This is a genomic window from Ulvibacter antarcticus (assembly GCF_003688405.1).
GTDB lineage: Bacteria > Bacteroidota > Bacteroidia > Flavobacteriales > Flavobacteriaceae > Ulvibacter > Ulvibacter antarcticus.
This window is the reverse complement of the sequence record NZ_REFC01000012.1, coordinates 873,666-893,763: the sequence shown is the minus strand read 5'-3', so window position 1 is coordinate 893,763 and position 20,098 is coordinate 873,666. Positions and strand designations below refer to the sequence as shown.

21 protein-coding genes are annotated in these 20,098 nt (G+C 36.7%); 5 read left to right on the top strand and 16 right to left on the bottom strand.

The features are described 5' to 3' along the window. Positions 1-251 precede the first annotated feature (251 nt). From rplS to BXY75_RS08855, 8 genes are all read right to left on the bottom strand, one after another. Entirely contained in the window at positions 252-602 is a 351-nt protein-coding gene (rplS, locus tag BXY75_RS08890) for a 50S ribosomal protein L19 (RefSeq protein ID WP_121907345.1), read from the bottom strand. Between the two features lie 163 nt (positions 603-765). Beyond that, on the bottom strand, positions 766-2,547 hold the full coding sequence (locus BXY75_RS08885; RefSeq protein WP_121907344.1) for a DUF885 domain-containing protein: 1,782 nt from the start codon (positions 2,545-2,547) through the stop codon (positions 766-768). Positions 2,548-2,585: 38 nt separating this feature from the next. Further along, positions 2,586-2,909: a hypothetical protein gene (locus BXY75_RS08880; RefSeq protein WP_121907343.1), complete on the bottom strand. Its 324-nt coding sequence runs from the start codon at positions 2,907-2,909 to the stop codon at positions 2,586-2,588. A 32-nt stretch (positions 2,910-2,941) separates the two neighbouring features. Then, complete coding sequence (gene trmD / locus BXY75_RS08875; protein ID WP_121907342.1) at positions 2,942-3,619, bottom strand: tRNA (guanosine(37)-N1)-methyltransferase TrmD; 678 nt, start codon at positions 3,617-3,619, stop codon at positions 2,942-2,944. A 3-nt stretch (positions 3,620-3,622) separates the two neighbouring features. Continuing rightward, positions 3,623-4,117, bottom strand: coding sequence for a tetratricopeptide repeat protein (locus tag BXY75_RS08870; protein ID WP_121907406.1), 495 nt, complete (start codon positions 4,115-4,117; stop codon positions 3,623-3,625). 41 nt (positions 4,118-4,158) lie between these two features. Further along, a complete protein-coding gene (locus BXY75_RS08865) occupies positions 4,159-4,599 on the bottom strand; it encodes a GNAT family N-acetyltransferase (protein ID WP_121907341.1) in 441 nt (146 codons plus the stop codon). Between the two features lie 127 nt (positions 4,600-4,726). After that, complete coding sequence (locus tag BXY75_RS08860; protein WP_121907340.1) at positions 4,727-6,175, bottom strand: glyceraldehyde-3-phosphate dehydrogenase; 1,449 nt, start codon at positions 6,173-6,175, stop codon at positions 4,727-4,729. Positions 6,176-6,464: 289 nt separating this feature from the next. Continuing rightward, positions 6,465-7,859, bottom strand: coding sequence for a trypsin-like peptidase domain-containing protein (locus tag BXY75_RS08855; RefSeq protein ID WP_121907339.1), 1,395 nt, complete (start codon positions 7,857-7,859; stop codon positions 6,465-6,467). Positions 7,860-8,025: 166 nt separating this feature from the next. On the opposite strand from BXY75_RS08855, the gene dapF reads away from it, so the two are divergent. From dapF to BXY75_RS08835, 4 genes are all read left to right on the top strand, one after another. After that, complete coding sequence (gene dapF / locus BXY75_RS08850; protein ID WP_121907338.1) at positions 8,026-8,802, top strand: diaminopimelate epimerase; 777 nt, start codon at positions 8,026-8,028, stop codon at positions 8,800-8,802. Next, the gene (locus BXY75_RS08845; RefSeq protein WP_121907337.1) at positions 8,796-9,323 is read left to right on the top strand and encodes a GNAT family N-acetyltransferase; all 528 of its coding nucleotides are present in this window, start codon (positions 8,796-8,798) and stop codon (positions 9,321-9,323) included. Before dapF ends, BXY75_RS08845 begins: the two co-directional genes overlap by 7 nt. Before the next feature lie 37 nt (positions 9,324-9,360). Beyond that, a complete protein-coding gene (gene mltG / locus BXY75_RS08840) occupies positions 9,361-10,404 on the top strand; it encodes an endolytic transglycosylase MltG (RefSeq protein WP_121907336.1) in 1,044 nt (347 codons plus the stop codon). A 361-nt stretch (positions 10,405-10,765) separates the two neighbouring features. Next, entirely contained in the window at positions 10,766-11,407 is a 642-nt protein-coding gene (locus BXY75_RS08835; protein WP_121907335.1) for a peptidoglycan-binding protein LysM, read from the top strand. Positions 11,408-11,411: 4 nt separating this feature from the next. Here BXY75_RS08835 and BXY75_RS08830 read toward each other — a convergent pair whose 3' ends face one another. The 5 genes from BXY75_RS08830 to dnaA all read right to left on the bottom strand — a co-directional run bounded on the left by BXY75_RS08830 (position 11,412) and on the right by dnaA (position 16,931). Continuing rightward, positions 11,412-12,125 (bottom strand): SAM-dependent methyltransferase, encoded by a 714-nt coding sequence (locus tag BXY75_RS08830; protein ID WP_121907334.1) that lies wholly within the window; start codon positions 12,123-12,125, stop codon positions 11,412-11,414. A 7-nt stretch (positions 12,126-12,132) separates the two neighbouring features. Beyond that, positions 12,133-13,512, bottom strand: coding sequence for a PQQ-dependent sugar dehydrogenase (locus BXY75_RS08825; RefSeq protein WP_121907333.1), 1,380 nt, complete (start codon positions 13,510-13,512; stop codon positions 12,133-12,135). Between the two features lie 82 nt (positions 13,513-13,594). Further along, a complete protein-coding gene (locus tag BXY75_RS08820; RefSeq protein WP_170152874.1) occupies positions 13,595-14,974 on the bottom strand; it encodes a PQQ-dependent sugar dehydrogenase in 1,380 nt (459 codons plus the stop codon). Between the two features lie 19 nt (positions 14,975-14,993). Beyond that, a complete protein-coding gene (locus tag BXY75_RS08815) occupies positions 14,994-15,452 on the bottom strand; it encodes a low molecular weight protein-tyrosine-phosphatase (RefSeq protein ID WP_121907331.1) in 459 nt (152 codons plus the stop codon). A gap of 48 nt (positions 15,453-15,500) precedes the next feature. After that, on the bottom strand, positions 15,501-16,931 hold the full coding sequence (gene dnaA, locus BXY75_RS08810; RefSeq protein ID WP_121907330.1) for a chromosomal replication initiator protein DnaA: 1,431 nt from the start codon (positions 16,929-16,931) through the stop codon (positions 15,501-15,503). Positions 16,932-17,137: 206 nt separating this feature from the next. Here dnaA and BXY75_RS08805 point away from each other — a divergent pair, with 206 nt between their 5' ends. Beyond that, positions 17,138-17,536, top strand: coding sequence for an acyl-CoA thioesterase (locus tag BXY75_RS08805; protein ID WP_121907329.1), 399 nt, complete (start codon positions 17,138-17,140; stop codon positions 17,534-17,536). Between the two features lie 44 nt (positions 17,537-17,580). On the opposite strand, the gene BXY75_RS08800 is transcribed toward BXY75_RS08805, so the two are convergent. From BXY75_RS08800 to ribD, 3 genes are read right to left on the bottom strand one after another with little or no spacing between them, the layout of a single operon-like run. After that, the gene (locus BXY75_RS08800; protein WP_121907328.1) at positions 17,581-18,195 is read right to left on the bottom strand and encodes an IMPACT family protein; all 615 of its coding nucleotides are present in this window, start codon (positions 18,193-18,195) and stop codon (positions 17,581-17,583) included. Continuing rightward, positions 18,195-19,067, bottom strand: a complete 873-nt coding sequence (locus BXY75_RS08795; protein WP_121907327.1) for an EamA family transporter — start codon at positions 19,065-19,067, stop codon at positions 18,195-18,197. The genes BXY75_RS08800 and BXY75_RS08795 overlap by 1 nt, the downstream gene beginning before the upstream one ends. Then, positions 19,064-20,092, bottom strand: a complete 1,029-nt coding sequence (ribD, locus tag BXY75_RS08790) for a bifunctional diaminohydroxyphosphoribosylaminopyrimidine deaminase/5-amino-6-(5-phosphoribosylamino)uracil reductase RibD (RefSeq protein ID WP_121907326.1) — start codon at positions 20,090-20,092, stop codon at positions 19,064-19,066. Before ribD ends, BXY75_RS08795 begins: the two co-directional genes overlap by 4 nt. Positions 20,093-20,098 lie beyond the last annotated feature (6 nt).

The following is a 20,098-nucleotide window of genomic DNA, read 5'->3' as shown; positions in this document are numbered from 1 at the left end:
CTCGAAACTCGCCGACACAAAGATCGTGAGTAAATCAAACAATTAAAAATGACTAAAAAAGAACGTTTCTTTATAGTATCATCCTGACTTTTACATCATTTTGATATTATAAATATAAAGCAAGAAATTGAAAAAACAACAATTTGCAACGCTTTAAATATTAACCGTTTATCAACCGTACTTCTTAACAATTGTTCATAAAAAAAGCCTTTGGGGTTTCCAAAGGCTTTTCTTTTATTTTGAGTGAAATACTAGTATCTCTTCTCTTTAATTCTTGCTTTTTTACCGGTAAGACCTCTAAAGTAATAGATACGCTTTCTACGAACACTACCTTTTTTGTTGATCTCTATTTTCTGTAAAGCTGGTAAATTCACTGGGAAAATACGTTCAACTCCTACTGTACCAGACATTTTTCTAATTGTAAAGGTCTGAGAAGAACCAGTTCCTTTTACTTGAATTACTACTCCTCTAAAGAACTGTGTTCTTGTTTTTTCACCTTCACGGATTTCGTAGTACACTGTAATAGTGTCTCCGGCTCCAAACTGAGGAAAATCTTTTGTGGTTACAAATTCGTCTTGAACAAATTTAATTAACTCTTCCATTGTTATTAATTGATAAAGTTTTTATTAAAACAACATTCACGTTTCTCGCCAGAGGTTGGATTAAGTGGGTGCAAAAATAAGTATTTAATACTAAGTTGCAAGTGTTTATGTAGATTTTTTAATTGCTTTTAAAAAACCCCCATCACGGTTTACTTACCATTCACTATTTCTTGTCGATCCATCTGTTGATCTTAGCTTCTAGCAACGCTAGCGGAACACAGCCCGTTTCTAAAACTTGGTTATGAAATTCACGGATATCGAACTTATCACCTAATGCAAGAGACGCCTTCGTTCTTAACTCTCGTATTTTTAATTGTCCTATTTTGTACGACAAGGCCTGCCCCGGATTCGCCATATATCGTTCTATTTCTGAAATAATCCCCGCTTCACTTTCAGCTTCATTGTCCAATGAATATTGTATTGCCTCTTCCCGTGTCCATCCCTTCGAGTGTATTCCCGTGTCCACTACCAATCTAATGGCACGATGCATTTCGGCACCCAGCATTCCGAAGTACTGATAAGGATCTGTGTATAAACCAAGCTCCTTTCCTAAGGATTCGCTATACAAGGCCCAACCTTCGCCATAACCACTATACCAAAGCGTTTTTCTGAATTTTGGTAAATCGTTATTTTCCTGCGTCAACGAAATCTGATAATGATGTCCGGGAATAGCCTCGTGCAGAAATAATGACTCATCACTGTAGACATTGTATTTGGTAGCATCCGGAATTGGTGTATAGAAAATTCCCGGTCGCGTTCCATCTACCGACCCGGGATTGTACTCTGCACTGGCTGAATTCTCTCTAAAAGCCTCAGTTTGTCTAACCTCAAATGGAGTTTTTGGTTTTTTGTCGAACAACTTTTCCAATTGTGGTTTCATTGTTTCATGGATGTCATTAAAATTGGATATAATCTGCTCTGGCTGAGAATAGGGCATAAGCTCTTTTTTGCCGCGTACATAGTTGAAAAAGGATTTGAGATCATCTTTATATCCAACTTCTGTTTTCACTTTCTCCATTTCAGATAAAATTCGTGCAACTTCTGAAAGCCCTAATTGATGAATTTCGTCGGCAGTCATGTTGGTAGTCGTGTATAGCTTAATCTGATGTTTGTAATAATCGTCCCCATTCGGAATACTAGCAATTCCGCTGCTTGTTCTTCCTGCCGTCATATAATCGCCAGCCATAAAATCGGAAAGCTTCTGGTAGGTTGGAATGAGCTTATCTTTAATCATTGATGTATATGCCTCTGTCAATTGATTTTTGTCTTCTTCGGAAAAACCTTCAGGAAAGTTCTTAATAGGTGAATAAAACAAATGATCTTCAATGTTTGGCTGCGTCATTTCCTTTAACTGAGGTACAATTTTAGTGATAAGGCTTTTTGGGAGTATGTAACCTTCTTTCATTCCTTGCTTCATATTTTCTTCCGAAGTATTTAACCAAATAAGATAACTATCTACTCGTTCTAACCAATTGTTATAATCTTCCACTGTTTTGAATGGCTGTGCACTAGCACCACTGGCAAATTGACCCATCCCTAAATTCACTGTCCACATCTGATCGATAGGAAAGTATCTGAAATTCTTAAACGATAAGGTCTCTAAATTGATATCACATTCCCATTCAAGAATGTTCTTACTCATGATTTCACTTTCAGACAGATCTGCATCGCTGTAATTTGCCAGCACTTTCTTCGTGTTTTTATAAAAACTCTTGGTTTTTTCTATTTGAAGACTATCTAAATAATTAGGAAAAAGATCATTATAACGAGAGTCGCCTGCTTGTGTGGCACTTATCGGATTTAACTTCAGATTTTCCTGATAATAGTTTTCTGCGAATTCAGAGAATGATTCCATGGTGGCGTCTGTTTGCTGTTCCTTTTTTGCGTTGTCGTTGCAAGATGAAAAGAATGCGATGATACAAATTGTGGATATGATGTTTTTCATAAGTTAGTATGGGTAGTTTTTTCAGAAAATAAAAGTAATCAATTTGAAATTTGTTTTTTCTTTATTATTTGAATGACAAATAGTAGTATTCCCGCACCTAGAATCACTTCAGCTAAACCATTCAACAATGTAATCACACCCTGAGCCTGTACTATTTTTTCGGGATCGTTGTAATTCATGAGTATATGACTTAATTGTCCACCCATAGAAAATAGAATTGAAAGAATGATACCGCCCAGCATTAAATAGGTAGCAGTGCTCTTATACCTACTAACTAAAAAAATACAAGCAATTAAAATAAGCAATCGGGCGATTACAAAAACTATAAACCCTAGATAGAACCCAACCGAAAGATCTTCCATTTTTATTTAAATTTAATTTATATATAAAATCCCTATTCCTCCAAAAGATCGGGACGTCGCGCTTCGGTGCGCTTATAGGCCTCTTTTTCCCGCCATTCCTCAATATTGGCGGTATGCCCACTTAATAGTATTTCCGGTACTTTCCAACCTTTGTATTCGGAAGGACGAGTATAGATAGGAGGCGCTAATAAATCGTCTTGAAACGAATCTGTTAACGCACTTGTTTCATTCCCTAAAACACCCGGAATTAATCGTATAACTGCATCGCATAAAATCCCAGCTCCAAGTTCACCTCCACTTAAAACGTAATCACCTACAGATATTTCCCGTGTAATGAAATGATCACGCACTCGCTGATCCACTCCTTTATAATGTCCGCAGAGGATGATTATATTCTCCTGAAGCGAAACCTGATTGGCGATACTCTGGTTAAGCGTTTCGCCATCGGGAGTCATATATATTACCTCATCATAATCCCTTTCCGATTTTAACTTTGAAATGCATTTGTCTATGGGTTCTATCATCATTACCATTCCGGCACCACCTCCAAATTGATAATCATCTATCTGATTGTAATTATTGGTAGAAAAATCCCGAAGATTGTGCATATGCACCGATACCAATCCTTTTTCGATGGCTCTTTTTAAGATTGAAGCTTCAAACGGACTTGTAAGTAATTCGGGTAATACTGTAATTATATCTATTCGCATTCTTTATAGTAATTCTTTTTTTAATTTACATCGATCAATAGATTCCTTAGCCCGATTCAAAACGTTTTTGTCTAAGGTGTCTAAAGCACATTTTTTGAAATATTCGATGGCTTCATCCAACTTTCCTTGTTGCTCATACATTATGGCATATTCGTTAAAGACAGTAGCCTTTACGACGCCCGGAATGGTTAATGCTGTATCCAGGAGTTCTTTTAATTCGGTATGTTTTCCGAGAGTAGAAAGAAGGATAGAATAATTATAATATACCGCCGGATACATTGGGCTTTTTTCTAAACACAGTTTGTAAAGTGTTTCGCCTTTTTCGTATTCCTTGAATTTTACTTCATATAAATATGCCAGGTGATTATATGCCTTTCCGAAGTTAGAATCGATGTCAATAATTTTTTCAAGTATGTTAGAAGCAGATTCGTAGTTCCCGTTTTTAATTTCCGTATTGGCACGGTCGAGCATTTCTTCCAACTTCGTTAAATGATCCATAACAAATAATTTTAACTGTAAAAATAGGTAATTAGGCTAAATTATGCCTCCCAAGTATAATGATTCACTGTAGTATCTTTCTTCCAGCCCAGGCGTTGATATAATTTTTGAGCCGGGTTGTCGGCATCTGTTTCTAAAGTGAGGCCTCTGCTTCCTTGTGCGATTGCAAACTCCTTGGCGGCTTCCATAAGTGCTTCTCCAACTCCTTTTTTTCTAGCTTCGGAAGCGACATAAAGATCATTCAAGATGTAGGTTCGTTGCATGGCTACGGAAGAAAAACTCGGGTAGAGTTGTGTAAAACCCAGACCGTTTCCATTTGAAGCAATCGCTAAAAAGATCATCGAATCGTTCTTTTTAAAACGTTCACTTAAAAATTTCCGGGCTGCTTCAGGATTTGAAGCTCGTTTGTAGAACATTCTATACCCATTAAATAGAGGGACTAATAATTCCAGATGTGCTTCAGAGGCTTTTACGACTTTCATTCTATAAAGATAAGTGTTATACTGTATCAACACAACCTGATGTTATAGATTGGAAACGTATATATTTCCGAATAAAAAAAAGCCCGTTAATTAAAACAGGCTTTTCAGAAATTATAATAAGTTACTACTAATAGTAAGTAAATCTTCTTACTTTCGAAATATACTTCGCTAGTCTAATTACTTGATGACTATATCCGTACTCATTATCATACCAGATATATAGCACAACGTTTTTTCCGTCTTTGGCTACAATAGTTGCGTTGCTATCATAAATAGAAGGGGCCGAAGAGCCAACGATATCACTGGAAACCAATTCGTTGTTAAGCGAATATTTAATCTGCTCTACTAGATCACCTTCAAGGGCGTATTTCTTCATTACTGCGTTAATACCATCTATCGATGTTGAAGCTTGAAGTTCTAGTTTCAAAATTGCTAATGAACCGTTTGGAACGGGAACTCTAATCGCATTTGAAGTTAATTTTCCTTCAAAAGAAGGGAGTGCTTTAGTTACTGCACTTCCTGCACCAGTCTCAGTAATTACCATATTTAGTGCTGCTGCACGTCCACGACGGTATTTACTGTGCATATTATCAACCAAATTTTGGTCATTTGTATATGCGTGGATAGTTTCAAGATGTCCCTGAACAACACCAAATGAATCTTCAATTGCCTTAAGAACCGGAGTGATTGCATTGGTTGTACAAGAAGCAGCAGAGAAAATATCTACTTCGTTCGGATTGTATTCTGTATGATTAACACCGTGTACAATATTTGGAACTCCTTTCCCAGGTGCGGTCAATAATACTTTTGAAGCACCATTTGAAGTTAAATGTCGACTTAGTGCTTCTTTATCTCTAAAGGCACCAGTATTATCGATCACTAAGGCATCATCGATACCGTAAGCAGTATAATCGATTTCTTCAGGACCATTGGCAGAAATCATATGAACAGTGGTTCCGTTAATGATAAGGGCTTTATTTTCAAGGTCTATGCGAACGGTTCCAGGGAAATCTCCGTGGATAGAATCGTATTGAAGTAAAGAAGCTCTTTTTTCCAATACAATTTTATCGATTTTTCCTCTAGTAACAATCGCACGCAATCGCATTTGATTCCCTTTTCCGGTTCTGGTCATTAACTCACGAGCTAACAAACGACCAATTCTTCCGAAGCCATATAAAACAACATCCTTAGGAGAAATTTCTTTAGTTTCTTTGGCCTCTTTCAATTTTTCTGAAACAAAAGCAAGCGCGTTAGAATACTTATTGTCTTCTAAATGGAACTCATAGGTTAGTTTACCTATATCCAGCTTAGCAGGTGGCAAATCCAAAGTTTTTATTGCTTGGGCAATTTCAACAGAATCGAAGATTGAGATCGGTTTTTGAACAAATTCTCCGGCGTATTCGTGTAAATTTAGGATTTCACTTACATTTCGATCTATTAACTGATTTCTAAACAGTACTAATTCAATTGATTTGTCGTACCAAAGATCACTAATAATATTAATGAACTCTACGCTAGCCTTGCGGCGATCGGTTTGAAAAGACAGTTCTTTTTCATAAACGTCATCAAAACTCATAGTTGTATAGTTTTTAGTTTCTTACGCTCACTACAAGCTTGCAGATGAGTAAAGAAAGGGTTTAAAAATTTTGTGCAAAAATAGGTATTTCTATTCGTTTGTGAACGCTAATTTTAAAAATAAATACAGGTCTAAAGTTCTTGAAGGTAGCCAATTGAACTTTCTATTATTTTCTCTGAAAAATTTGCGTTATTTAGATCGTAATTGTATCAATAAAAGCGATTATAAATGAATTGAGGCCGTCTAATGAATTTTAGATGACCTCAATTTCAATTTTATATGTATTTAGCTACCTAAATATAAAGGTGTTAGTTTCTCCTTTTTGATTTACAAAGGTCATTTTTATAGGAGCATTAAAATTGCGTGCAGCCATAATTTGTTTTACATCATCGATAGATGACACTTTTTCATCATTTATATTAGTGATAAGAACACCAGCCAGATTATATTGTGAAATATCTCTTGTAAGTGCTTTCGTTACAATTACACCATTTGGAATTCCTCTGTCTGCAAGGTCTGTTTTACTTGCGTTTTTAACTTCCAGACCAAGATAATCTATCTCGTAGGTTTCTAGTTTAACTAGAGTTACCGGAACTACTCTTTCCTCGCCATTTCTTAAAATGCTAACATTTACAATGTCATTTGGCCTTTTGGAGCCAAGATAACCTGTTAGATCCGAGAATTTCGAAATCTGAATTCCATCTACACTATTAATTATATCCCCTTCTTTTATACCTCCTTTATCTGCTCCACTTCCTCGTTCAATTCCGGCGACATATACACCTTGAGTCTGCTTTACACCAAATTGTTCTGCAGATTTAGAGTTGAGATTAGTACCTCTAATTCCAAGAATTCCTTGTTGTACGTTTCCGTATTCCATAATATCCTCAATCACTTTTCGCGCATTGTTGGATGGAACTGCGAAGGAGTAACCAACATAAGAACCAGTTTCAGAAGTGATAGCCGTATTAATTCCAATAAGTTCTCCATTAGTGTTAACTAGTGCGCCTCCACTATTTCCACGATTCACAGCGGCATCTGTCTGAATAAACGACTGTGGATTGCCATCGAATTCATTAAGGTCCCGACCTTTGGCGCTAATAATTCCTGCAGTGACTGTAGAAGTTAAATTAAAAGGGTTACCAACTGCTAAAACCCATTCCCCAATTTTTAAGTTGTTCGAATCACCAAAAGGGATGTAATGAAATTCATCTTTGCTATCAATTTTTATCAATGCAATATCGGTTTTGGGATCCGTTCCAATAAGTTCGGCTTGGTATGTTTTATTATTGTTTAAGGTAACTGTCAATTGAGAAGCATTGGCGATTACATGATTATTTGTAATAATATAGCCATCGGGAGTAATTATTACCCCACTACCTGAACCTACCATTTCCCGCGGTTGACCACCACCGTTAAAGTATTCCATTATATTTGATGGCTCCCTGCTAAGAGTAGTATTTTTTACGTGTACTACCGCATGGACTGTTTTTTCTGCAGCTTCAGTTAAGTCGAGCGAAGTTCCGTTTACTTCCGAAGAAAAACTGGTAGGAATAAAATTTGTTTGCCTTTCTTGTTGAGGTAGTGCAGAAGTGTTCTCACCTTCGATAAAATATTTGTATCCTCCAAGTGTAACTGCGCCGGCAACTAGCGCAACGACGAATAAACGCATTGTCTGTTTCATAAGTAAATATTTAGATTCATATATTGTAACAATTATAAGACGAAATTATTTCCTTGAAATTTCAACTTTAACGCTCATTTAACACTAAGCATTAACGAGATAGATCGTCACTGTTTAGTTAAAAAAAACATTTTAACTCGAGTCGGCTTTTTATACCTTTGTGCTCATGGAAATACCATTTTTTAAATATCAGGGAACGGGAAATGATTTCGTAATGATCGATAATCGTCAAGGTATTTTTATCAAAAACAATACCGAACTGGTGGCTAAAATATGCGACCGAAGGTTTGGCATAGGTGCCGACGGTCTTATTCTACTTGAAAATCACCCGGACCTGGACTTTAATATGGTGTATTATAATTCCGACGGGAATTTAAGTTCCATGTGCGGTAACGGAGGACGATGTATCTCTCAATTTGCAAAACAACTTGGCATTGTGGATATAACTGCGAAATTTGAAGCTGTAGACGGACTACATGAGGCGTCAATTCAAGGGATGAATGTTTCTCTAAAAATGGCCGACGTATCTAGAATCTCTCTTTCTGAAAACTGTACGTTTTTAGATACAGGATCCCCTCATCACGTGCAGATCGTGTCTCAACTCGACACATTCGATGTGGATTATGAAGGAGCTAATATTAGGAATTCTATTTATGGAAAGGAAGGAGCGAACGTGAACTTTGTACAAGCTTTGGGAAATGATATTTTTTCAGTACGTACCTATGAACGTGGTGTTGAAGCCGAAACCTTGTCATGCGGCACTGGAGTTACGGCTGTAGCTCTGGCTATGTTCGAAACCGGAAAAACAACTTCTAATAAGGTGACGCTGCAAACTCCTGGTGGCGTTTTAACAGTGCGTTTTAAAAAGCAGGCAACAGGATTTACAGATATTTATCTTGAAGGTCCTGCTTCATTTGTATTTAAAGGAATCTGGACATGTTAACATTAACGGGCGATAACATTATACTTCGAGCATTGGAAGAGAGCGATCTCGAATTTCTTTACAATTTAGAGAATGATGAAAACATTTGGGAAATAAGTAATACCACAACACCCTATTCGAAATTTGTTTTAAAGCAATATCTTGAAAATTCATTGCGTGATATATATGAAGTACGACAATTGCGATTAGTAATTTGTTTAGCTTCGGAAGAAAGAGCTTTAGGGTTTATAGATTTGTTCGATTTTGAACCTAAGCACAAAAGGGTCGGACTTGGAATCATTATTTTATCTGAAGCGGATAGAGGTAATGGATATGCTTCGGAAACATTGGAATTAATTAGTAATTATGCTTTCAAACATTTAGATGTGCATCAGATCTATGCAAATATTTCGGAAGAAAACATTGCAAGTATTGAGCTTTTTAAGAAGGCAGGTTTTGAACTCTCCGGAAGCAAAAAAGACTGGATTTTTTCCGAAGGGAAATTTAAAAACGAACTGCTGTTTCAGCGAATTCAATCTTAATTTTACAATTATCAAATAGAAAGCATAAAAAGTAAAGATGTATATAAAGAAAATTTTGTGGGCTGTTGCTCTTATCGGATTAGTGATTATGGGAGGTTTCGCCTTTTATATTTACACTAATATTTTTAGTCCGAATACGGCTTTTAATAATGAAGAAGCACATGTTTATATTCCTACGGGAGCCAGTTTTAGTGATGTTCGCGAAGAATTGGAACCTCTGTTAGATAATATGAGTTCATTTGAAAAAGTGGCGAATAAAAAGGGCTATGCGTCTAATATCAAATCCGGGCATTACATTATAGAGAAGGGGATGAATAATAATGATATTATCAACACCATAAGAAGTAAGAATATTCCAATTTTCGTAAAATTTAATAATCAGGAACGACTTGAAAACCTTGCAGGACAATTAGCCGGACAAATAGAGCCAGATAGTCTGTCGTTGCTCGAAGCGATGCGTGACCCCGCATTTCTGAAAGAAGCAGGACTTAATAATGCTACTGCAATGTCGGTGTACATTCCAAATACATATGAATTATACTGGAACACAACCACTGAAGGTTTTAGAGATCGTATGCTAAAAGAATACAAGGCATTTTGGACTGCTGAGCGTGATCAGAAAGCAAAGGAATTAGGGCTTACGCATACAGAAGTTATATCACTGGCGGCTATTGTTCAGAAGGAAACTGCAAAAGCTGATGAGCGCCCCAGAGTTGCAGGAGTGTATACTAATCGACTTAAAAAAGGGATGTTATTGCAAGCAGATCCTACCGTTATCTACGCCAAGAAATTAAGTGAAAACAATTTTGATCAGATTATAAAAAGAGTGCTATATGTTGATCTTGAAATTGATTCGCCATATAATACTTATAAATATACAGGGGTGCCTCCCGGACCCATCAGTATGCCGGATATATCTTCTATTGACGGTGTGTTAAACCATGAAAATCACGACTATATCTTCTTTGTAGCCGATGTGACTAATTTTGGCTATCATAAATTCGCCAAGACTTTGGCGCAGCACAACCGCAATAAACAGGAGTATGTACGTTGGGTAAATGCCAATGGAGTGAATAGATAGAAATCATGATATTTCTAACTTATTTCGATGGTTAAACTTGTATGTAGTCAATTCTTACACAATTCTCCCAAAATGAATTTTTCGAGTAATACTGCAGTTTACAGCCTATTAAACTGAAATACAGTATGTTGCAATCGTTAAATTGTTCATAACTCTGTGGTTAAATTTTGTTAATGACTTCAAAATCAATCACTTTTCATTCTTACATTAGCCAAATAATTTGTAGGAAAATGCATTCAAGGTTTAGTGTATTCCCCATTTTAACATTTATTAACAGTCTGATTATCAGATTTAAAATAAAAGTTGTATTTTTGCGCGCTGAAAATGAAGTGTGAATTTTCTCACTTGAATTTTTAAAGTAATGAAAAAAAATATTTTACAAGTATCATTAGTAGTCATTGTAACTGTATTAGTTGCATCGAGTTTTTCTTTCAAAAAAGTTGACTTATCAGACTATAAGACGCATGGTATGGCGTATTTCTATCATGTTCCTAATCAGGATGAGGAATTAATGCCTATAGAAGTATTGCCTCAATACAACTTATACCTGGGAAAGACTTATGTTGGATTTAAAGAGGCCTTGGGTTTTAAAGAATCAAGAGGGGATTATGAGATTGTGAATCAGTATGGTTATATGGGGAAATATCAGTTCTCCAAAAATACCTTGAAAATGATTGGAATCAATAATTCAGATTCTTTCATGGAAGATGCCGAATTACAGGAAAAGGCTTTCAAAGCAAACACTGAGCGTAATAAGTGGATATTAAGAAGAGACATCAAAAGATTCACAGGAAGATACGTTAATGGAGTAAAAGTGACCGAATCGGGAATCCTTGCAGCTGCACATCTTGCCGGCGCAGGAAACGTCAAGAAATTTTTAAGAAGCGCAGGAGCAGAGATCTTCGAAGATGCAAATGGAGTAAGCGTACAGTATTATTTGAGAAAATTCTCAGGCTACGATACTTCTTTTATCGTTCCTAATAAGAAAGCGAAGGTATTGTAATTAACTACTTTTGGATAATAAATAAGGTGGGTCTTTTATGAAGGTCCACCTTTATTTTTTTCCAATCTGCCGCACTTGCCGTTTTTATATATTCTGAAGGCAACGTAATATCGCAGGCAACACACAACATCGTATCCGGATTTAAGGTACGCAATAGGCTTTCTAATAGTTGATTGTTTCGGTAGGGTGTTTCTATAAAGGATTGTGACTGGTCGTATTCTGAAGATAATTTCTCAAGACGTTTTATGGTTGTTTTCCGTTCTCCTTTATCGATGGGTAAATAGCCGTTAAAAGCGAAATTCTGACCATTAAAACCACTTGCCATCATTGCTAGTAAAATAGAGGATGGCCCTACCAAAGGAACTACTTTTATGCCTTGTCGATGTGCTTCCTGAACCACAGCAGCACCTGGATCTGCGATTCCCGGGCAACCTGCATCTGAAATCACACCCAAATCAAAACCTTGTAAGCAAGGTTCTAACATCTGAGGAATATCGTCGGCATTAGTGAATTTGTTTATTTCACTCATCACGAGATCCGTCTGATTTTTTTTCGAATCGATATTTTTTATAAATCTTCTTGCATTTTTTTCATGTTCAACCACATAATGATTAATGTGTTCAATGGCTTTTTTAACTAACAAAGGCAACACTTCTAAGGGAGGAGTATCACCTAATGTACAAGGGATTAAATATAAATTACCTTTTGGTTGCTGCATATTTTATTTACTCTATAAGTAGTTTTTTTGTTGTAGAATTTCCGTTTTCTGTGACAATATTTACAAGATAAAGTCCAGACTCGTAACCACCTATGTTTATGTCTTTTTCTGAAGTTAATTTATCTTCGGAAAACAAAGTGCTTCCTTTCATATCAGTAATTCGTATCGATTGAATTCGGTCATTTTCTATTGAAATTGCAATCACTTCCGAAGCAGGATTAGGAACCATTGTGATTTGAGCAGTATCAAAATCTGAAACTCCTGCTACTACGACTTCTACTACACGATTGAAATTTCCACCATGAGATAACACATATAACTCCTGATTGATATCAACCCCAAAACCTACCCATGAGCCGCCAAAAGTACCATGATCGGTTAATGTGCCATCTGGAGCAATCGATCCTATCATGCCGCTACAAACATCACCAAAGAAATAATGACCTATTAAAGTTGGTTGCGCAGTTCCTCGGTACACAATTCCTCCTGTGATTGAACAATGAGGTGATCCGGGTCCCGAAGAATATTCGGCTATAGGAAATGTTAGATCTCCAACAGGAGGACATCCAGTGGTATTATAAGGCATATTACCTTCATAACATCGCCAACCATAATTAATTCCTGCCTCGGTAAGTCCGGCTTTATCAATTTCTTCCCAATCCCCCTGACCAACATCACCTATCCAAAGATCGCCGTTTTCACTATCGAAAGAAAATCGCCAGGGATTACGAAGACCATATGCCCAAATTTCCTGAGCTTGAGAAGAAGAACCAAAGAATGGATTGTCTGCGGGAATGGAGTAATTATTTCCTCCGGCAGGGATGTCAATATTTAAACGTAGTAATTTTCCAAGAAGTAGCGTGGTGTTTTGAGCTCGATTTCCAGGATCTCCACCGCTACCACCATCTCCAGTTGCAATGTATAAATAACCGTCGGGGCCAAATGCGATACCCCCTCCATTATGATTACCAAATGGCTGATCGTATTCAATAATTGTAAGTTGAGAACCCGCTAAAACAACATCCGGATCGGAAGGATCTACTGTATATCTCGCGATTCGTGTATCTCCATTTGTTTTGGTGTAGTTCACAAAGAAATAACCATTGGAAGCGTAATCGGGGTGAAACGCAAGTCCGAGTAGGCCTTGTTCACTTCCACCTGAAACTAAGGTTGAAATATTTAAGAATGGAGTAGGGTTTACGGTACCATCGGGATTTAATATTTTTATTCGTCCTCCTTGTTCAGCGATGAATAATCGATCATCACCTGCATTCTGGATGTCTATCGGATTACTGAAACCGCTTGTAATTAGTTCAATGTCAATATCTTGTGCTGAAATAGTAAACGAAAAAAATATAAAGAACAGCGAGAAAAGGAGATTTTTCATAGTAGATTTATTAGGCTTACTAATGTAGTGAAAACCTACAGATATATAAAGCGCAGTGCTTTTTTAACTTTTTTGGATAGCTTTACTCGATGATTAGTTTTGAATTATGGAGCTTACCAGTTTCGGTTTTGGTCTGCACCAAATACATTCCGTTTTGAAGAGCTTCAATAGCTATAGTTTTCTCGGAAGTATTTAAGTTTTCTTCGTTTATTAGTACAGTCCCTCTTAGATCGTAGATCGTGATAGAATTTATTAATTCTTTTTGAGATTGAAATGCAACCATTTCAGAAGCGGGATTAGGGGTAATAGAAAGGGAATTTGAATCAAAATTGTCGTATACTCCTAAAGTATCTCCTTTCAACTTTAAAACGGCACCATTCGGATTTATTCTAGTTTGTAAAATATATAATTCTCCATTAACATCAGTTCCGAAGCTACCAATAGAACCAATTAAGCTCTCATAATATGTAACCGTATTGTTTTGGTCAATAGTTCCAATCACTCCACTGCAATAATCAGCGAAAAAATAGACTCCTTGTATAGAAGGGTATTGCGATCCTCTATAAACGTAACCTCCGGTTACAGCGCAAACACCATTACCATGAGGATATTCAGCAATGGGAAAAGTGACTTCATTTATTGGAGGACAAGAGCCAGATGTATAAGCCGGATGATTGCCTTCCCAGCAACGCCAGCCATAATTTAACCCAGCTTCCGTTATACCAACTTTATTTATTTCCTCCCAATCTAACAGACCAACATCTCCAATCCAGAGATTATTCTCGTCAAAGTCAAAAGAAAATTTCCAAGGATTTCGCAAACCATAGGCCCAAATTTCTTCTTTACTTGTGGTACTTCCTGCAAATGGATTATCGGAAGGAATCCCATAATTCTTTCCTCCAGAAGGATTGTCTATATCTATTCTTAATAATTTACCCAATAAAATATCAAGTTTTTGTGCATTGAAGCTACTACCGCCATCGCCTGAAGAGATATAGAGATAATCATCAGGGCCGAAGGCCAGTGATCCACCATTATGGGCATTTCCTGGTTGTTCGATTAAGAGAAGGGGTAACTCTGAATTTGGATTAGCTAGGTTTGGATTAACTGGGTCTACAGAATACCTTGATATCTGATTGTGCCCATTAAGATCGGAATAATTTACAAAAAAATAGCCGTTTGTGATATAGTTCGGGTGAAAGGCCAGGCCTAATAAGCCTTGTTCGCCTTGAGAGGTAATTATACTGGCAATGTTTAAAAAAGGAATAGGCTCAAGAGTGCCATCCTGATAAATAATCTTTATTAATCCCGTTTGCTCAACAACAAATAATCGATCATCATTAGCATGTGTTAATGCAAGAGGTTTATATAAGTTGTCATTAACGAGTTCAAATTCGATATTTTGCCCGGTTGATATGTTGAGTGGTAAAAGCGCAATTAAGAGTGTAAATAATTTTTTCATAGTATTCGGAAATATCATTTTAATTTATATAAGAGGCTGCAATCACATCACAGGCCTCATCCAACATTTTAAAAACATTGTCGAAACCCATATTACCACCATAGTAAGGATCCGGGACATCCACTTTCTCTCCCGGGAAAATGGTTTCTAAGATCATTGTAACTTTTTGACGATGTGCTTTTGTTTTTGCAAATGCAAGGACATTTTCCATATTGGAGCTATCCATGACGTAAATATGATTGTAGGTGTCGAAATCACTGGCAATAAACAGTCTTCCTCGCTGGTCTGTAATATCAAGGCCATTTTTTTTAGCGACTGCAATGCTTCTTGGATCAGGAGCATTGCCAACATGCCAATGTCCTGTTCCTGCAGAATTCACTTGAATTTTTGAAGAATCAACCTTCGATTTCAGTATACCTTCAGCCAATGGAGAGCGGCAGATATTGCCAAGGCATACCATGAGTATTTTTGTTTGCATATTTAAAAATAGGAAATTATTTCAGAAGTAATTCCGAAGAAAAGAAAATTATAGCGTCAGCTTCTTGTTAAGGTCTTCTACGTATTTTCTGAATTGTTTATCGGTAGTAGAAAGATTATCGACTGTTTTGCAGGCGTGTAACACGGTAGCATGATCGCGTTGTCCGATTTGAGAGCCAATTGAAGCCAATGAAGCTTTGGTGAATTTTTTTGCGAAAAACATCGCCAACTGCCTCGCCTGTACAATATGCCTCTTTCGTGTTTTGGATTGCAAAGTATCAACATCCATTTGGAAATAATCACTTACCACCTTTTGTATATAATCTATAGAAACTTCACGCTTGGTGTGTTTCACATAATTGTCGACAATCTTTTTGGCAAGTTCAATAGTTATTTCACGTTTATTAAAGGACGAATGGGCGATCAATGAAATGATAGCACCTTCCAATTCTCTAATATTTGTCTTAATGTTGTTAGCTAAAAATTCGACAATATCTTCAGGCATTTCAACGCCATCGCGATACAACTTGTTCTTAATGATAGCAACGCGCGTATCGTAATCCGGATGATTAAGCTCTGCGGAAAGTCCCCATTTAAAACGGGAAAGCAATCGTTGCTCAATATCGATCATATCAACAGGAGCCTTGTCGCTGGTAAGTATAACCTGCTTTCCATTTTGATGTAAATGGTTAAAAATATGGAAGAATACATCCTGAGTTCCAGCTTTACCCGAAAGTAGTTGGATGTCGTCTACGATAAGAACATCGATAATTTGATAGAAATGGATAAAGTCATTTCTGTTATTCTTTTTAACAGACTCAATATATTGTTGGGTAAATTTTTCGGCAGAAATGTATAATACTGTTTTCTCTGGGTATTTGTCTTTTATTTCTACACCAATGGCATGACCTAGGTGTGTCTTACCTAAACCGACGCCTCCAAATATCAACAATGGATTAAAAGAAGTACCTCCTGGTTTGTTAGCAACTGCTAATCCTGCAGAACGAGCCAAGCGATTAGACTCACCTTCTAGGAAATTATCAAAGTTATAATTCGGATTTAATTGTGATTCGATCTTTACATTTCGAATTCCCGGGATCACAAAAGGATTCTTTAACTCCGGACTTTTATTTTTTAAAGGAACATCAACTTCCTGAGATGCTTGAGTGTTGCTTCGATTTGAACTTGGAATTCTTTCAGTAAATGGTTGTTTGTTGCCATAAGTGTTTTCCATCTTGATGACATATACCAACTTAGCCGTTGTTCCAATTTCTTTGGTAAGCGCGACTTTTAATAATTTAACGTAATGTTCTTCAAGCCATTCGTAGAAAAATTTACTGGGTACCTGAATACTAAGAGCATTGTCTGATAACTTCACCGCTTTTATTGGTTCGAACCAAGTTTTGTAGGCCTGAGAAGTTATGTTATCTTCAATAAAGGACAAACAATTGTTCCAAACCGATTCGGCAGTTTTACTCATAGTTCTCTTTTGAGGTTTTAGTTTAATTTTTGGGTGCGGTTATTAAACGAGAAAAAGTGTTTTCCTTAACATTTATTAACAATGCAAATATGTGAACAAAAAAATGAAAAAAAAAATATGAAGGGTATTGAATTTGTTCTTTTTTTTTCGCATACTTAATTAATTCTAAAACTACAAAAAAAGTTCCTTTTTACAGCTATAAAATTTTGAAAAAATCAAAGACAAATTTGAGAGTGCGATATGGAGAAACTGATCAAATGGGGATCGTTTACTATGGAAATTATGCACAATATTTAGAACAGGGAAGAACCGAATGGTTAAGAAATATGGGGTTTTCCTACAAATTCATGGAAGAAAACGGCATTCATTTACCGGTAATCAATTTAAATATCGATTATAAGGCTCCGGCCTATTATGATGATGTTATAACCATCACTACTTCTCTTACAAAAATTCCTACAGTGCGCATCGAATTTTACTATGAAATTCATAATCAAGAGGGTAAACTTCTTATCACCGCAAATACTACTTTGGTATTTGTAAATAGTGCTACGAATAAACCGAGAAAAGCACCCGATTATCTGTTGGAAAAATTAGTAGATTAGTTAAACAGAAGATCAATTGTTTTTACTTTAAATTTTTTGTGCTATTACTTTAATTTTTTCACTGTGACTTTATGCGTATTTTCAAAAATTTCAAAAATACGAGTCGCGTCTTTTTTACGAACAGAAATTAAAAACTCACAATTCATTTCCATTTTCTGATTCAATACTTTTAATTCTTCATCTTTTATAATTCGCATCACTATATTCATTTCAGGATACTCGAACTTCAATTGAAGAGTGATGTCTATTGTTCGTTTTACTATCCTGGATTGCTCCAAAGCCATCTGCGCCGCAGTTTTATACGCCTGGATTAAACCGCCTACACCCAATTTTGTACCACCAAAATATCGTACTACTACAACAAGTGTGTTGGTGACATCAAACGACTGTAGTTGTCCGTAAATAGGCATTCCTGCACTATTATTTGGCTCGCCGTCGTCATTTGCTCTATACGAATCGTAGCTCTTTCCTAATTGCCATGCATAGCACCAATGTCTTGCATTGTAATGCGTTTTCTTCAATTGTTCGAGATGTTCTTTTACCTCGTCTTCCGAAGTGACAGGAAAAGCATAACCATAAAATTTGCTTCCTCTATCCTTGAAAAGTGCTTCAGAAGAAGGTTTAGTAATAGTTTTATATGTGTCTTTTTCAATTTCCATTACCAGGCAGCTAAGGCGACTAAAATAATACTTGCTAATGCGAGTGCTATTCCCAGCCAATTTTTTGGCAATAGCTTTTCGCCAAAAATAAGAATCCCAATAAATGTAGAAAGCGTTACTATTGCTACATTGTTGATGGTAAATACGTCTGAACTATCAAAAATATCACCTCTTAATGCTTGCACCAGAAAATAAACGGAAAAATAATTAGGAACGCCTAGAACAATTCCGGCGATCACATTTTTTAGTTCAAATTTAAAAGTTCCACGAATTTTCTGGCCGATTAACAGTAAGACACCAATAGACGCAGCCGATGCGAAAATTGTAGCTGAAAACAAAGGCACATCATTTTTCGCGACGAAAGTATCTTCCAGGAATTTAATGCTGGTGTCGATAATCCCACTTCCCAGAAATACCAATGCCGGGAATATCAGATTTTTGGATTGTATACTAAGTCCGTCCTTACTTTTAATTGAAGCCAAATATACCGCCATAAGTGCGAGTACGATTCCAATTATCTTAAAAATCCCAAGGCTCTCCTTATAATAAAGCAACCCAAATACAATAGGGATAACGACGCTCATCTTTGTCGCCACCGATACAACCGATAGGCCACTTCGCTGAGTTGTAAGAGCCATTAAATTGAAAACAATAATAAACAATGCTCCTAGTGCGATAGTATAAATGAACCATGGATACTCAGGGAGATTTCCTATCGTAACAGGTTCACTATAAGCGATAATTCCCGAAGTACAGGCAACAAAATAATTAACAACAATGGCATGGAGGGTATTGATCTTATACTTGCCAAATAATTTGAAAATTACGAAAATGAGCGTCGAAGCTACAATACTAAGGAGTAATGCTATCAAGAGTTTTGATTTATAAAAGTGTGTAAGTAATTATCTAGTACTACTGTTTCCGTTGATGCACTAACAGCTAATTGCGGGGCTTTAATGCCATTTTCAAAGATAGAGTTTCCGGTAAAAACCAGCGCTTCATCCCATAGATTTGTGTCTATAAAAGACTGAAGCGTCGTAGCTCCGCCTTCAATTATGATGGACTGTATATTATGATTGTATAGTGTTTTGCAAAGCTGTTGCGGAATATTTTCTGAAAAGTTTAGCGTTTCATATATTATGTTTTCCCGATTTGTCATTTCCTTTTCAGTAACTACAAACGTTGCGGCATCATTTGAAAAAACGAAAGCATCCTCAGGTATTCGCAGCGTTCTGTCGATTACTACACGAAGGGGATTTGAGCCCTTCCATTCTCTTGTTGTAAGGCTGGGGTTATCGTCAATGACAGTTTGAGTGCCAACCAAAATTGCCTGTTCTTCTGCTCTTAATTTATGAGAAAGTTGTATGGCAATCGTATTAGTAATCCAAACGGGTTCCTTTTTAGATCTCAGATCGCTAGCGGGAGCAATGAATCCATCCTTGGTCTGTGCCCATTTTAATATAATAAAGGGGCGTTTTTTTTTGTGATATGTAAAAAATCGTTTGTTGAGTTGGTCGCTATCTTCGATTAAGACACCGAATTGCACATCGCAGCCTGCTTCGGTTAATTTTTTTATTCCCCGGCCCGCCACTTTCGGATTGGGGTCCATACTTCCAATTACAACTTTTTTTATCCCAGTGGCGATAATTAGATCACTACAAGGCGGTGTCTTTCCAAAATGACTGCAAGGTTCCAAACTTACATAAATGGTCGAATCTTTTAATAACTCTGGATTCGATACACTTTTAATTGCGTTCACCTCGGCATGTGCCATCCCTGATTTATAATGCCAACCTTCACCAATAATCATATTATTATGCACAATAACACTACCTACCAAGGGATTTGGATAGCTGGTTCCAAGGCCATTTTTAGCCAATTGAACACAACGTCTCATGTATTT

What these genes read in the sequence shown, in the direction of transcription:
- rplS (WP_121907345.1), bottom strand. Translation starts at nt 602, where the DNA reads ATGGAAGAGTTAATTAAATTTGTTCAAGACGAATTTGTAACCACAAAA.
- BXY75_RS08885 (WP_121907344.1), bottom strand. Translation starts at nt 2,547, where the DNA reads ATGAAAAACATCATATCCACAATTTGTATCATCGCATTCTTTTCATCT.
- BXY75_RS08880 (WP_121907343.1), bottom strand. Translation starts at nt 2,909, where the DNA reads ATGGAAGATCTTTCGGTTGGGTTCTATCTAGGGTTTATAGTTTTTGTA.
- trmD (WP_121907342.1), bottom strand. Translation starts at nt 3,619, where the DNA reads ATGCGAATAGATATAATTACAGTATTACCCGAATTACTTACAAGTCCG.
- BXY75_RS08870 (WP_121907406.1), bottom strand. Translation starts at nt 4,117, where the DNA reads ATGGATCATTTAACGAAGTTGGAAGAAATGCTCGACCGTGCCAATACG.
- BXY75_RS08865 (WP_121907341.1), bottom strand. Translation starts at nt 4,599, where the DNA reads ATGAAAGTCGTAAAAGCCTCTGAAGCACATCTGGAATTATTAGTCCCT.
- BXY75_RS08860 (WP_121907340.1), bottom strand. Translation starts at nt 6,175, where the DNA reads ATGAGTTTTGATGACGTTTATGAAAAAGAACTGTCTTTTCAAACCGAT.
- BXY75_RS08855 (WP_121907339.1), bottom strand. Translation starts at nt 7,859, where the DNA reads ATGAAACAGACAATGCGTTTATTCGTCGTTGCGCTAGTTGCCGGCGCA.
- dapF (WP_121907338.1), top strand. Translation starts at nt 8,026, where the DNA reads ATGGAAATACCATTTTTTAAATATCAGGGAACGGGAAATGATTTCGTA.
- BXY75_RS08845 (WP_121907337.1), top strand. Translation starts at nt 8,796, where the DNA reads ATGTTAACATTAACGGGCGATAACATTATACTTCGAGCATTGGAAGAG.
- mltG (WP_121907336.1), top strand. Translation starts at nt 9,361, where the DNA reads ATGTATATAAAGAAAATTTTGTGGGCTGTTGCTCTTATCGGATTAGTG.
- BXY75_RS08835 (WP_121907335.1), top strand. Translation starts at nt 10,766, where the DNA reads ATGAAAAAAAATATTTTACAAGTATCATTAGTAGTCATTGTAACTGTA.
- BXY75_RS08830 (WP_121907334.1), bottom strand. Translation starts at nt 12,125, where the DNA reads ATGCAGCAACCAAAAGGTAATTTATATTTAATCCCTTGTACATTAGGT.
- BXY75_RS08825 (WP_121907333.1), bottom strand. Translation starts at nt 13,512, where the DNA reads ATGAAAAATCTCCTTTTCTCGCTGTTCTTTATATTTTTTTCGTTTACT.
- BXY75_RS08820 (WP_170152874.1), bottom strand. Translation starts at nt 14,974, where the DNA reads ATGAAAAAATTATTTACACTCTTAATTGCGCTTTTACCACTCAACATA.
- BXY75_RS08815 (WP_121907331.1), bottom strand. Translation starts at nt 15,452, where the DNA reads ATGCAAACAAAAATACTCATGGTATGCCTTGGCAATATCTGCCGCTCT.
- dnaA (WP_121907330.1), bottom strand. Translation starts at nt 16,931, where the DNA reads ATGAGTAAAACTGCCGAATCGGTTTGGAACAATTGTTTGTCCTTTATT.
- BXY75_RS08800 (WP_121907328.1), bottom strand. Translation starts at nt 18,195, where the DNA reads ATGGAAATTGAAAAAGACACATATAAAACTATTACTAAACCTTCTTCT.
- ribD (WP_121907326.1), bottom strand. Translation starts at nt 20,092, where the DNA reads ATGAGACGTTGTGTTCAATTGGCTAAAAATGGCCTTGGAACCAGCTAT.